Below are 14,189 nucleotides of genomic sequence, written 5' to 3'. Positions count from 1 at the left end.
ACAGATGTATGGCAGTCGCATTAGCATGAATTTGGCGTTAAACCAAGCAAATCAATCAACTTTATATCAAGATTCAAAAAGCCTGATACAACTTTGCTTAACCTTAGCTCAGCTTGACTGTACACTATATGCAGTTGAATAGCATTTTCCGGATCTGGAGCGAAAGTTATGTCGTGGTTTTCTTCATTAAAATCGGTCTTTTCTCCTGCACAGGAGGTCAAAGAGGAAGAAATCCAGCAGGTGCTGCAAGGCTATCATCTGCCTCAGTCGAATGACCGCTTGCAGGATCGGATTACCCAGTTACAGGTGCAGGGCCGAGTGCTACAGCTTAGTATCAAAACTTATCCGGAAGAAGCTGATCATCTGCAAAAGATCCATGATGATTTAGCCGATGCACTGGAAAAATGTGGTATTCAGGAACTCAATCTGCATGTCGTACAACAGAAGAAAGCAGCCAGTGACAGTTGTTCCAGTCAACCGACTACTGCAAATACGCAGTTGCCTCCTGTAGTTAATGCTTCACCTGCAGCTGAAAAAGTTGAAAGCGATCCGAATAATCCACCGATCCAGAAAGCGGCGCCGCAGCAGCGTGATCTGGCGCCACATCCACGCATTAAAAATGTCATTTTGGTTTCCTCGGGTAAAGGGGGAGTCGGTAAATCAACCACCACGGTCAATCTGGCTTTGGCATTACAGCAGCAGGGCTTAAAAGTCGGTGTACTGGATGCGGATATTTATGGACCGAGTATTCCGACGATGCTGGGTAATGCCGGACAGGCGCCGCTGATTGAAAATGAACATTTTGTGCCACTTGAAGCGTATGGCATGGCGGTTTTGTCGATTGGTCATCTAACTGGCGACAACAATACCCCAGTGGCTTGGCGTGGCCCGAAAGCCACCGGTGCCTTGGTGCAGCTATTCAATCAAACCTTGTGGCCTGATCTGGATGTGTTGATGATTGATATGCCACCGGGAACCGGCGATATTCAATTGACTTTGGCACAGCGCATTCCGGTCACGGGTGCGGTGATTGTGACAACACCGCAAAATGTAGCCTTGTTGGATGCAACTAAGGGTATTGAGTTATTCAATAAAGTCGGTATTCCCGTGCTCGGTGTAATTGAGAATATGTCGACGCATATCTGCTCCAATTGTGGTTATGAGGAGCAGATTTTTGGTAAAGGGGGCGGTGATAAACTTTCTGAGCAATATGATATTCCGTTGTTAGGGCGTTTGCCTCTAAATGCTCAGATTCGTGAAAATGCCGATAAAGGCCAGCCGAGTGTTGTTGCTATGGATGAAGCGGCAGACAGCTATAGAGAAATTGCGCAAGCAGTCTGGACACAAGTTTCAGAACTGCCGCAGCCCGCACGCGATGACAAACGCATTTTTTAATGCTTGGCATGATAAAAAAGCTCCAGCAGGTCGGGAGCTTTTTGTTTTACTGTAACTGGTGTGAGGGTAGGCGATGTTTACGCTTTTGCCAGCGTTTGATAATTCGCCAACGCCAGAGCACATGGCTGAGTAGATAAAACCCGCTGGCCAAAAGTAAGGCCTCAAGTACTAATCCCAGCATGAGGGGTTCGAGTAAACTTACATCCAGATTGGCTTTGCCGAATGAACTTACCCAGTCCGCCAGCTCATGTACCAATAGCCATAAAGTATCCTGGTCGACCATCGGAATTTGGAACAGCTGTGTGCCAAACCAAAAACCCGTATATAAGATGGGCAAAATGGTTAAAGGATTGAGTAGCCAAGCTAAAGCCAAACTGATTGGGACATTGACACGTAAAAAAACTGCACTCAATAAAATGAGGAGACTATGAAAAGGGATCGGTAATGCTCCCCAAAAAGTTCCAACAAAAATCGCTTTGCTGACAGAGCGGCGGTTCATTTGCCACAATTGCGGAGCCATGGCACGCTTGCCAAATAAGCGCATGATTTTCATCGATGCAATTTGGTCCGGTGTCGGGATTAGTTTATTCAGCAGACTTTTAAACATGGCGCAATTATTCTGGGCAATCAGCCTTATTTTGCACAAATTATTGCAACTTGCTACCGAACTTTGGGCTGATTTGCGACATAGTATGTAAATTGTTGATGGGAAGATTTGATGATTTTGATCGTTAAAGTATTTTCAAGAGATCGGTTCTTTCCAATCTACTCTTGCACTGCCTCACGATAAAGGGCCGATGAGAAAAGATTTAATTTGCTGGGTATTTCAGTTAAAGTAATCGCCTTATATGAGCTAGAAAATTTTGTTGGGATTAAAAACCATGTCGATTAAATCGGATCGCTGGATTCGCGAGATGAGCGAAAAGCACGGAATGATTGAGCCCTTCGCGCCAAATCAAGTGCGTTTCAATGAACAAGGTGAGAAACTAATTTCTTATGGTGTGTCCAGTTATGGCTATGATGTCCGCTGTGCACCAGAATTCAAAGTTTTTACCAATGTGCATTCTGCAATTGTCGATCCGAAAAATTTCGATGAAAAGAGTTTTATCGACATTCATTCCGATGTCTGCATTATTCCACCGAACTCTTTTGCTTTGGCACGTACAGTGGAGTATTTCCGTATTCCGCGTAATGTGCTGACCGTGTGCTTGGGTAAATCGACCTATGCACGTTGCGGTATCATTGTGAATGTCACCCCACTTGAGCCGGAATGGGAAGGACACGTGACTTTGGAATTCTCGAATACTACCAATTTGCCGGCGCGTATTTATGCCGGTGAAGGGGTTGCACAGATGTTGTTCTTTGAAAGCGACGAAGTGTGTGAAACGTCTTATAAAGACCGTGGTGGTAAATATCAGGGACAAATGGGTGTAACTTTGCCTAAAGCTTAAGTTGTTCGTTTGTTTAAATAAAAAATCCCGCCAAGTGCGGGATTTTTTTATGGTCAAAGATTATTGCGCGATTTTTGCCAATAACGCTTCTTTACTGATATTTACTGATTCTTCATCACGACGGCCTTTGTACTCAAATGTACCTGCATCCAAGCCTTTTTCACCAATCACGATACGGTGAGGGATCCCCGTCAATTCAAGATCGGAGAATTTGACTCCAGGACGCTCATTACGGTCGTCGAGCAATACATCATAACCGGCAGCAGTCAGTTCCGCATACAATGCTTCAGCGGCTTCTAGCGTGCGTGGTGACTTGTGGGCATTCATTGGCACGATGGCGATTTCAAATGGTGCAATCGCGGCTGGCCAGATAATGCCTTTCTCGTCAAAATTCTGTTCAATCGCGGAAGCGACCACACGTGTTACCCCGATGCCATAACAGCCCATGATAACGACGAATGGTTTGCCATCTTCACCTAGGACTTTACAGCCAAGAGCTTCAGAGTATTTTTGTCCCAATTGGAAAATGTGACCAACTTCGATCCCGCGCTTGATTTGTAAAGTACCTTTTCCATCTGGAGATGGGTCGCCTTCTACCACATTGCGCAGGTCATAAACCTCCGTGAATTGGGCATCACGTTCCCAGTTCACGCCGGTAGCATGTTTGCCGACTTCATTGGCACCCGCGACAAAGTCAGACAGAACTGAAGCTGCACGGTCGACAATCACGGTAATGCCTTTGTCCACTAAGCCTTGCGGGCCAACAAAACCAGCCGTTAATCCTAATGCAGATAATTGCTCTTCAGTGGCAAATGTCAATGGAGCCGCAATCAGTGGGTGTTTTTCTGCTTTGATCTTGTTGAGTTCGTGATCGCCACGCAGGAATAGTGCGATGACAGGCACATTGCCTTTGTCATCGGCAATGCCCTGGACTAACAGTGCTTTTGCGGATTGTTTGGTTTCTACATTCAGGAAAGCACAAACATCGGCAATGGTTTTCTGATCTGGCGTGTCAACAATAGTCAAGGCCTGTGTTGGTGCTGCACGTTCACCGACCAAGACGGCTTCTGCCATTTCCACATTCGCTGCGTAGTCTGATTCTGTTGAGAAGGCGATATCATCTTCACCGCTAGAAGCCAAGACGTGAAATTCATGCGATGCAGAGCCACCGATCGAACCCGTATCGGCTTGTACTGGACGGAAATCCAAACCTAGACGGCTAAAAATACGGCAATAGGTGTCATACATGACATCATAGGTTTCTTGCAATGAAGCCTGGTTGGCATGAAAAGAATAGGCATCTTTCATAATGAATTCACGTGAACGCATCACACCAAAGCGTGGACGTATTTCGTCACGGAATTTGGTTTGAATCTGGTAAAAATTCATTGGCAACTGCTTGTAACTTTTCAGTTCGTTACGTGCCAGATCAGTAATCACTTCTTCATGGGTCGGGCCCAGTACAAAAGGATTATCATGGCGATCCTTGAAACGGAGTAATTCTGGACCGTATTGTTCATAACGTCCAGATTCTTCCCAAAGACCCGAAGGTTGCGTCACTGGCATAAAGACTTCAAGCGCGCCAGAGCGGTTCATTTCTTCACGCACAATCGCTTCAACTTTATTGAGCACACGTACACCCATCGGTAACCAGGTATATAAACCGGAAGCCAGTTTACGAATCATCCCAGCCCGTAGCATGAGCTGATGCGAAATAACTTCGGCATCGTTTGGGGTTTCTCTTAACGTTGCAAATAAAAAGCGACTCGCGCGCATGGAAAATGTCCTAATAGCAAGAGAATAAAATAAAAACGCTATGATAAAAAAATGAGGTGAGGATTGCACCTGCTTTGCGTGCAGGCATTATGCCATTATTTTTGTTTTTTGGCTTAATTGTGCCGATGCAAAGAATCTTTACCACCTACCATTAGCGGTTTAGTACCCTACTTGGATCGACAAAAAATTAACAATCTCAAGGCATCAAAGATTACCTAGGATCTATTCATATTCTGCCGATGCACTAGGCGATGTTTTGTCTTTATTCGAGAGCTTTCAAACGCTCAATGATTTGCTGATAATGCTTTTCCGTGCGTTGATAATCTGCTTGTAAATGCTTAATGCTTTGTTGGCCTCTGAGAATATTCCCCGCATTATAATCAAGTTGTTGTTTCAGCGTAGCAGGTACGGTTTTACCTTGATCTAAGTAACCTGCTTCTTGCTGTTTAAAAAAGCTACGGTCACTTTGTAGTTGCTTGAGTTGTTGCTGTTGAAAGTTAATTTGTTTGCGTATGCCTTGTAAGGCATCATTGCGTTTAAACTCGGCGACCTTGACATTGCTATATGCTTTTTTAAGTTTGATGTCTTCAGATTGCTGTTTCGCCTGAGCAGCACGTTTGGGAGATTGACGAATATCTGCTTCAGTGTTGTAGGACGGACTACGTTTGATCACCTTCATATTGCTATCGAGCGCATCATAGCCATGACGGATATGTGCAGGAGTTACCGACGTGCTGAGATTGGCAACGCCTTGACTGTCGTAATAGCGATACCACACGGCTTTCGGCGCTTGTTCAGCTGCCTGAAGAGACCATGAAGCAAAACTAAATAAAATAGCCAATAATGCTGGAGGGGAGGAGCTGAGCCATTGTCGTGTTGGGGTGGTTTTATGGCGTAATGCAATCATGACTTTTCCCCTTATAAACTTGACCAATTTACTTATTTTTATATGGCTTTTCTGCTAGATTAAAAACTTTCTAGCATTTTGAAAATAGCCTAATATCAAAAATAAGTCACTGTAAATATTAAAGTGTGAACTGTTTATCATTTTACTAAAATACTGCGGTTATGAACAGAATTTGTTCATTGAAAATGCAAGTAAATATATGTTAAAAAAGGTTCATAATCTGTAAAAACAATCCGCTTAAAATTAGGTTGTAAATTTAATAAATGAAATGGGAAGGGCCATGCAATGGAAGAAAAATTTCAAAATCTAAAAGTCATGGTAATCGATGATTCAAAAACCATTCGCCGTACAGCAGAAACCTTGTTGCAACGTGAAGGATGTGAGGTCATCACTGCCGTTGATGGTTTTGAAGCACTTTCAAAAATTGCCGAAACAAATCCTGATATCGTATTTGTGGATATTATGATGCCGCGTTTAGATGGTTATCAAACTTGTGCATTAATTAAAAACTCACAAAACTACCAAAATATCCCAGTGATTATGTTGTCGAGTAAAGACGGCTTGTTTGACCAAGCCAAAGGGCGAGTGGTCGGTTCAGATGAATATTTGACCAAGCCATTTAGTAAAGATGAATTGTTAAACGCAATACGTAACCACGTCACCGCTTAAGCGTATTTGCGTCAGTCAGGGGAATAAAAATGGCTCGAATTTTAGTAGTAGATGACTCGCCAACAGAAACTTTCCGCTTCAGAGAAATTCTGACCAAACATGGTTATGAAGTGATTGAAGCCGCCAATGGTGCAGATGGTGTGACCATGGCACAAGCAGAATTGCCAGATTTGGTATTAATGGATGTGGTCATGCCAGGCGTGAACGGGTTTCAGGCGACTCGTGAGATTTCACGTGGCAGCACCACGAAGCACATTCCAGTCGTGATTGTGAGTACCAAAGATCAGGCGACTGACCGTGTTTGGGGTAAACGTCAGGGCGCTCGTGATTATCTCACCAAGCCAATTGATGAAGATCAATTAATCGAAGTGATTAAACAGCAGCTCAATGCAGGTTAATGTATGGCAGCAAATGGATTTATCGAATTACTCCGTTTAGCGAAGCGTGGTAATAAAAACTACGTTACGTCAGACAACGAAGTAAACCGATGGTCAGGCATTGCTTTTGAGATGTTGGGGCAATATTTTGTTGCCCCTTTAGGTGAAGTATCTGAGGTAATTTATCCACCAAAGTGTACGCCAGTTCCGAATACTCAGACTTGGGTTAAGGGTTTGGCAAATATTCGTGGACGTCTACTTTCTGTGTCAGATTTGTCACAGTTTATTTCGGGGCAACGTAGCTCGTTTTCACCTACTCAAAAAGTATTGTGCATTAGTCACAATGACCAATATGTCGGTTTAGTCGTAGATCAGGTTCTGGGGATTCAGCATTTTAATAAGAAAAGTTTCTTTTCAAAAAATGACGACTTGGATAACCGATTACAAGAATATTGCCAAGGCTATTTTCATCAACATAATCAACACTGGCACGTGTTCTTATTCAGTCGTTTACTGAAAAACCCAAATTATATGAACGCATCCGCGAAACTCAAAAATTAAATAACGCATATTACGAACGAATTAAGGCAATTCTGGGGAGAAGCTGCATGGGCTTTACATTGAAAAAGAAAAACAAGACTGAAGGATTAGATCAGTCTGGTGAACAAGGTTCTGGAAAAAATTCTAAACTGAACCAGATTTCTGAAGTGTTCGGCGACCGAAAAAAATCCGAACCACTGATCTATATTGCGATCGCCTGCTTACTTTCAGTTGTTTTCTTCTTGGCTTACCTGGTTTATAACGTTCCTCGTAATAATGATTTGACCCGTAGTTTGGGTGAATTGCGTTTATTATCCGTAACCCTTCCGGATCAGGCTGCTGTGGCAACCAATGGTTCTCCTGATGCAATGACGGCCTTGTTAGCTGCACAAAAAGATTTTGATAAAAACTTGGCAATGGTGAAAGATATTGCCGGTGTAACGGCGGATGTCACTGCTGTTGAAAAACAATGGAACATGATGTCAAAGGATATTGATACCATTGCGGCTAAAGCGAAAGTATTAAAAAATCCTGCTGAATTGGTAGTTGCACGTAATGCTGCAGCACAGGTTCAAAAACAGTCGGCTGACCTGTTGAATGTTCTGAAAAAGAACAAGATTGAAGAAACCATGCTGAACCTGATTCCGGTAGCCCTGCTGGCAATGTTCATGCTCTTGGCGGGTTTCGTATGGTCAATGTATCGCCTGTTAAGCTTACGTGGTGATGCCGATAAAGAACGTGTAGCACGTTTACAAGAAGAATATGACCGTAACCAGAATGCGATTTTGCGTCTTCTGGACGAAATCGCTGACTTGGCAGATGGTGACTTGCGTTCGTACGCAACGGTATCTGAAGACTTTACTGGTGCGATTGCCGACTCTATTAACTTCGCGATTGACCAGTTACGTGATTTGGTATCTCGAATCAATGAAACGTCACAGGAAGTTGCACGTTATACCCAAGATACCCAGAATATTACCAACCAGTTAGCCGAAGCTTCTGAACACCAAGCACAAGAGATTGCCGGTGCCTCTGCTGCGATTAACGAAATGGCATATTCGATTGACCAGGTATCTTCTAACGCTACTGAATCTGCTGAGGTAGCACAGCGTTCTGTACAAATCGCATCGAATGGTGCAGATGTCGTAAACCGTTCGATCGAAGGTATGGATACCATTCGTGAACAGATCCAGGAAACCTCCAAACGTATTAAACGTCTGGGTGAATCTTCACAAGAGATTGGTAACATCGTCTCCCTGATTAACGATATTGCAGACCAAACGAACATTCTAGCCTTGAATGCCGCGATTCAGGCATCGATGGCGGGTGAATATGGTCGAGGCTTCGCGGTGGTTGCGGATGAGGTACAGCGTCTTGCGGAACGTTCGGCTTCTGCAACGAAGCAGATTGAAACTCTGGTAAAAACGATTCAGGCCGATACGAACGAAGCGGTAATTTCCATGGAACAAACCACGTCTGAGGTTGTTCGTGGTGCCAACTTGGCAAAAGACGCGGGTGTTGCACTGGATGAAATTCAAAAGGTATCGGGCGACTTGGCAAAACTGATTGCGAGCATTTCCGATGCAGCACAGCTACAGTCTGCATCAGCTGGTCACATTGCCAATACGATGCATGTCGTACAGGAAATTACTTCGCAAACCACTGGAGCAACCTTCGATACAGCACGTTCGGTTTCTGAATTGGCCCATATGGCAGAGTCATTACGTGAGTCTGTGACTGACTTTAAATTACCAGAATAAGTCAGCTGACAAAGCTTGGACTGGGATGCCTGTCAGACGACAGGTATCTGTTCCAGTTACGGTCAATTATTTCATCGATAGACAATAATCGAGTTGCTACTGATGTGATGATGATCATTTAGTTTGAGCCAGCGCTTTGTGGCACAGAACCAAAGAAGCCTTAGCTATGAAAGAAATATTAAAAAATTTAGTTGAAACGACGACGCTTCCAGAAGACAGTTATCTCGACCAAGATTCAGAAATTCTTGATATTTTTGTTGAAGAAATAGAAGAAATTTTTGTTGAACTCGATCAGCTACTTGAACAGTGGATGAGCGATCCTGCTGACCATGACAGCCTTGTTAGTATCCGCCGTCACTTTCATACGCTGAAAGGTTCAGGGCGTATGGTTGGTGCCAAATCTGCCGGGGAATTGGCCTGGACTGTAGAAGATACTTTAAACCGTGTTTTGGCTGGTGGTGTCGAATTGACCCCCGCTGTGCAGCAGTATGTCAAAACGGTTTATCAGATTTTCAAATACAAACTGTATGACAATTTTAAGAGTGTTACGGTTCACCAGATCGATTTTCGACCATTGGTGCTTTTAGGCCAACAATTACAAAAACAGCAAAGTGTCGAGCCCGCACTTGAAGAACTGCTCGGATTGGCAGATACGCTCAACAATACCGAGGCCAAAACTGGACTCGAATTGTTGGATGAGGCTGAATCTGAAAGCGTAATTGCAGAAGAAAGCAATGACACCATGCTCACGGCTGAGCAAGTCTCTTCAGATATGCAGGCTGAAACGCTGAGTATTTTCCTTGAAGAATCTGATGAACATCTAGCTGTGATTGATCAGTTCTTGAATAAAATGCAACCGGATGCACGAGATTACAACAGTTTGATTCGTGCACTGCACACATTGCGTGGCAGTTCTTCAATGGCGCATATTGAAGAAATCTTTGAAGCCAGCTCTAAGGTGGAAAACCTGTTCAAAAATTTGCTACAGGATGAGCTCCTTTCTACTTCGCAAGAAACCGCTTTGCTGACCAACTATGCCGAGTTTGTGCGTGATTATTTACATACTTTGCGTCAGGGCGAATCGGCACAACTGGCTGACATCTATGCAACTTTCAATGCTGCTTGGGATAGCTATGATTTCCAAGTCGAAGAACGTAGTGAAGAAATCGCACCCCAAGGTTTGGTTTCACAGTTAATCGAACTGAATATTGATCAGTTGCTGGATGCTGAGTTTGAATTTGAGAAACGTGCTCGTCATGAATTCCCGATCTATATTGAACAGTTAAGTGCACAAGCTGCGCAGTTGATTATGCATACCAATAATCGTGCAGCAGTAGGTATCCATGATTTTGTTGTGCAGTTGAAAGCCAGTTATGACCAACTTTTGGCCAAACCTCAACTGTTACATATCGATTATGCTTATGATTTATATGCACAAATTCATCAGGATTTTATCTACCTGTTTGATACTTTGGCAGCTGGCCAGCGTGTAGTCTTGACCGAAGAGTTACAAAAAGACCTGTATGACCTGCATGCATTTGTAGATCAGGAACTTGAGCAATTTGCTGATAGTGAAACACCTGAACTTGAAGCGGATACATTGGTTCCAGAACAAGATCAGGGTGCCACAGAAACAGCATTTGACCTCTCTGCGATTTCACAACAAGTGGCGAAGGACCAGCAGTTGATCGATGCAGCTGAAGCCAACCGTGAGTTTGATCCAGATTTGCTGGATATCTTCCTTGAAGAGGCAGAAGAACTGTTGGTCGGCATTGACCAGGATCTCAATAGTTGGTCACAAGATCAGAGCAATATTCCGGCTTTAAATAACCTGATGCGTTATCTGCATACCTTAAAAGGTGGTGCAAATATGATTCAGGCGACTCACCTCGGTTTGATTGCTCATGAACTGGAAACAATTTATGAGCGTGTGATTCACCGTCAAATTCAGGTTTCACAGCCGTTGATTCAAGTCATCCGTCTAGTACAGGATCACTTGGCGGATCGTATTCAGACCATTCGTGATGAAAAGGTTGATTATCCAGCAACCTATAGCATTGAGATTCTGAAAAATATTGAGTCGGTTGTGGTCAATGGTCTTGCGACCGGAGACAGTGCTACGGCTGTGGCTGAATTGTCTCCAGTACATGAAATTCTGGATGAGCTATGCCTCGTTGAACCAGCTGAGCAAATCGAGCAAATTGAAGAGGTTCATCAGGCTGAAGCCTTATTCGCTACTGAAACGGCTGATATGGGGGGCTTTACGCCATTAACCCCTGTTGCTGATGATGCTCTGCTTGATGAGCCTGAAGATCTAGTGAATGAAGAATTCACGGAAGCTGCTTCTCTCGTATTTGCTGAAGATCAGCAGATGCGTTCGATTGTGGAAGAAAGTTTCCATGAAGAAGCAGAAGAATTGCTAGAAGCTGCAGAGAGCTTGTTACAGCAATGGTTTGAACAGCGTAATGACCGTAGTCTCTTGCTACAGTTACAGCGTACAGCTCATAGTCTGAAGGGTGGTGCACGGATGGTTGGACTTGAGCCAATCGCCGTTATTGGTTATCAGTTAGAAACTGTATTTGAGAAAATTGGTTTACATAACTTTAACTCGAATGCCTATGATGCCTTGTTGGAAACCACGCTGCAGTGGCTTAGACAGGCAATTTTCCAGCAGGATTACAACAATTTCTATCCGCTGAAACACAACCTTGAAAGTATTGAGTTTGTAGATGTTAGCGTGCAGCTGCCGAGCAAAGTAACGCAGGCGGACTTGCTGAATACACCAGTCAATATTGAGTTTGTGCAGGGGGATGGTACAGAACCTCCATCGATGCAGGGTGAATGGGACAGCACACAACAACTGGACAATAATAATGAGATGATCCGTATTTCAGCTGATTTGGTTGAAAAAATGATCGACTTGTCCGGTGAGAATGCAATTAACCGTTCGCGTATCGAGATGGACCTGGGGCAACTCGGCAATACTCTGAACGATATGGAATTGGCCATCAAGCGTTTGGCGGATCAGCTGCGTCGTATGGAAGGCGAATTGGAAAGTCAGATCATTGCCAAGCACGGTGATGAGGCTTCACGTTATAAAGACTTTGACCCGCTGGAAATGGACCAATATTCCTCTTTGAACCAGTTGTCAAAATCATTGGCGGAATCAGCTTCGGACTTGGTCGACTTTAAGACCACTTTAGCGGAAAAAATCCGTGATACTGAAGGTCTGTTACTACAACAATCACGTATTCAGGCTGAGATTCAGGAAGGTCTGATGCGCACCCGCTTGGTTCCATTCTCGCGGTTACTGCCACGTTTGCAACGTATTGTGCGTCAAACTTCCTCGACGTTAAACCGTCCAGCAGAGTTGGTGGTACAGAATACCGAAGGTGAATTGGACCGCACTATTCTCGAGCGTCTGGTAACACCATTTGAGCATATGTTACGTAATGCGATCGACCATGGTCTGGAAGATCCACCACGTCGTGCAGAATTGAACAAGCCGGCAACTGGTTTGATTGAGCTGAACATTACCCGTCAGGGCACGGATGTCGTGGTGACCTTTAGTGATGATGGTAAAGGGATTGATGTCGAGAAAATCAAGCAAAAAGCCTTACAGCTTGGCTTGATTAAAGCGGATCAACATCTTGAATCACAAGAGATTCTACAGTTAATTTTCCATCCAGGTTTCACCACCGCACAAGCTGTTACCCAGATTTCTGGACGGGGTGTGGGGCTGGATGTTGTACAAAGCGATATCAAGGCGCTGGGTGGTCACGTTTCTGTTGAATCGGTACTCGGTCAGGGTACAACCTTTACCATTCGTGTACCAACCACGGTAGCGGTGAGTGATGCCTTGATGGTGAAAGCAGGTGATCAGCAATTTGCCTTACCATTGGCGCAAATTGAACGTATTGTACGTATTTCACCTGCAGCACTGGAAGAGTACTTCCAGAGCAAAGATGACTTCTTCACGATTGACCAGACCAGTTACAAATTACGTTACTTGTCGGAATTTGTCGGTAACCATTCAACACCACGTTTGGGCGGCGTGATGCACTCCTTGCCGGTGTTGTTGATTAAAGGATCCACAGGACAAACTATCGCCTTGCTCGTTGATCAGTTGATCGGTTCACGTGCGCAAATCGTAGTGAAACCGATAGGTCAGCAGTTTGATAGTATTGGTGCCATTGCAGGTGCGACAATTCTCGGTGATGGTCAGGTGTGTTTGATTCTCGACGGTCAGAATATTGCCCGTCAGATTCAAACGACACAGCGTATTAAACAGGGTGGTGATGTGCGTGAGTTACACCGTCATCATGATGAACGCCGCTTGATCATGATTGTGGATGACTCGGTGACTGTACGTAAGGTGACATCACGTCTGTTGGAGCGTAATGGTTATGATGTGGTGACCGCCAAAGATGGTGTGGATGCGATTGAGCAGCTAGAAAATGTCAAACCTGATCTGATGTTGCTAGATATTGAAATGCCACGGATGGATGGTTTTGAAGTGACCAACTTGGTTCGTCACCATGACATTCACCAGCATTTGCCGATTATCATGATTACTTCGCGTACCGGTGAAAAACACCGTGAGCGGGCGTTCAGCTTAGGCGTGTCACACTATATGGGTAAACCGTTCCAGGAAGATGAATTGCTGGAAAATATTGAAACACTGTTAGCCGTTGCACGAGGATAAGACGATGAGCCAAACACCGACGCTTAATTCGGCACTCAAGCAGATTAACCAGCAAGAATTGCAACACCTGATTACGGTATCCACCGGATTTATTGATGCCTACATCATTCATTGTTATGACAAGGAACCGATGTTACTACCACAAAACATTGTTTTGTCGGCACTCGATACGTCTACACAGGTTGATAGTGTCACTTGGCATGATGTTGAACTTCCTGTGTATGCGGTCAATGATCCTGCTAATACCACCGGGGTGGCCTTGGTGGTTGAAGGAGAAGAGGCAAGTCAACGTTTCGCATTACTCTGTGATGCGATGCCGAATACGATCCGTATCCGTATTTCGGAAGTGGTTGATGATGAACGTGAAAGTGATGATCCAAGCATTTACCAATACGTACGTATGGCAGATCAGATTTTTCATGTTCCCAACCTGAGTCAGATTCAAAAAGATTTGGGTCTGGGAGAATAACTGAACTCTCCAATAAAAAAGGAACTCTACGGAGTTCCTTTTTTATGTCTTCTACAGATTAGGGTAAGCGTCCGCTGAACCCCATGCCTATTTTTTAATTTGAGTTGGATTTCCAGCGATGTGGCAGTAATTCTTCTATT

11 protein-coding genes are annotated in these 14,189 nt (G+C 44.2%); 8 read left to right on the top strand and 3 right to left on the bottom strand.

The features are described from left to right. The first annotated feature begins 168 nt into the window (after positions 1 to 168). Positions 169 to 1,395 carry an iron-sulfur cluster carrier protein ApbC gene (gene apbC, locus PAE54_RS03530; protein WP_326518456.1) on the top strand — a complete coding sequence of 409 codons (1,227 nt, stop codon included), beginning with the start codon at positions 169 to 171 and terminating at the stop codon, positions 1,393 to 1,395. A 46-nt stretch (positions 1,396 to 1,441) separates the two neighbouring features. Here the strand turns inward: apbC and PAE54_RS03525 are convergent, their stop codons facing one another. Continuing rightward, the gene (locus PAE54_RS03525) at positions 1,442 to 2,002 is read right to left on the bottom strand and encodes a DUF2062 domain-containing protein (protein ID WP_273777279.1); all 561 of its coding nucleotides are present in this window, start codon (positions 2,000 to 2,002) and stop codon (positions 1,442 to 1,444) included. 274 nt (positions 2,003 to 2,276) lie between these two features. Here PAE54_RS03525 and dcd point away from each other — a divergent pair, with 274 nt between their 5' ends. Continuing rightward, the gene (dcd, locus tag PAE54_RS03520) at positions 2,277 to 2,846 is read left to right on the top strand and encodes a dCTP deaminase (RefSeq protein WP_273777278.1); all 570 of its coding nucleotides are present in this window, start codon (positions 2,277 to 2,279) and stop codon (positions 2,844 to 2,846) included. A 60-nt stretch (positions 2,847 to 2,906) separates the two neighbouring features. Here dcd and PAE54_RS03515 read toward each other — a convergent pair whose 3' ends face one another. Further along, positions 2,907 to 4,622, bottom strand: coding sequence for a proline--tRNA ligase (locus PAE54_RS03515; protein ID WP_326518455.1), 1,716 nt, complete (start codon positions 4,620 to 4,622; stop codon positions 2,907 to 2,909). A 262-nt stretch (positions 4,623 to 4,884) separates the two neighbouring features. Beyond that, the gene (locus PAE54_RS03510) at positions 4,885 to 5,529 is read right to left on the bottom strand and encodes a hypothetical protein (RefSeq protein ID WP_326518454.1); all 645 of its coding nucleotides are present in this window, start codon (positions 5,527 to 5,529) and stop codon (positions 4,885 to 4,887) included. A 285-nt stretch (positions 5,530 to 5,814) separates the two neighbouring features. Between PAE54_RS03510 and pilG the strand changes: the two genes are divergently transcribed. The 6 genes from pilG (at position 5,815) to PAE54_RS03480 (ending at position 14,049) form a co-directional block, all read left to right on the top strand. Further along, positions 5,815 to 6,198, top strand: a complete 384-nt coding sequence (pilG, locus tag PAE54_RS03505) for a twitching motility response regulator PilG (RefSeq protein ID WP_273777275.1) — start codon at positions 5,815 to 5,817, stop codon at positions 6,196 to 6,198. Positions 6,199 to 6,227: 29 nt separating this feature from the next. Further along, on the top strand, positions 6,228 to 6,596 hold the full coding sequence (locus PAE54_RS03500) for a response regulator (RefSeq protein ID WP_273777274.1): 369 nt from the start codon (positions 6,228 to 6,230) through the stop codon (positions 6,594 to 6,596). Positions 6,597 to 6,599: 3 nt separating this feature from the next. Beyond that, positions 6,600 to 7,136, top strand: a complete 537-nt coding sequence (locus PAE54_RS03495) for a chemotaxis protein CheW (protein WP_326518453.1) — start codon at positions 6,600 to 6,602, stop codon at positions 7,134 to 7,136. 47 nt (positions 7,137 to 7,183) lie between these two features. Next, positions 7,184 to 8,875 (top strand): methyl-accepting chemotaxis protein, encoded by a 1,692-nt coding sequence (locus PAE54_RS03490; protein ID WP_273777272.1) that lies wholly within the window; start codon positions 7,184 to 7,186, stop codon positions 8,873 to 8,875. A 166-nt stretch (positions 8,876 to 9,041) separates the two neighbouring features. Continuing rightward, positions 9,042 to 13,580: a hybrid sensor histidine kinase/response regulator gene (locus tag PAE54_RS03485; protein WP_326518452.1), complete on the top strand. Its 4,539-nt coding sequence runs from the start codon at positions 9,042 to 9,044 to the stop codon at positions 13,578 to 13,580. Between the two features lie 4 nt (positions 13,581 to 13,584). Continuing rightward, complete coding sequence (locus tag PAE54_RS03480; RefSeq protein WP_273777270.1) at positions 13,585 to 14,049, top strand: hypothetical protein; 465 nt, start codon at positions 13,585 to 13,587, stop codon at positions 14,047 to 14,049. Positions 14,050 to 14,189 lie beyond the last annotated feature (140 nt).

Origin of the sequence: Acinetobacter minutum (assembly GCF_035916735.1) — a bacterium.
Lineage (GTDB): Bacteria > Pseudomonadota > Gammaproteobacteria > Pseudomonadales > Moraxellaceae > Acinetobacter.
Note: the sequence above shows the minus strand (reverse complement) of the source record. Positions and strands in the feature narration are given on the sequence as shown.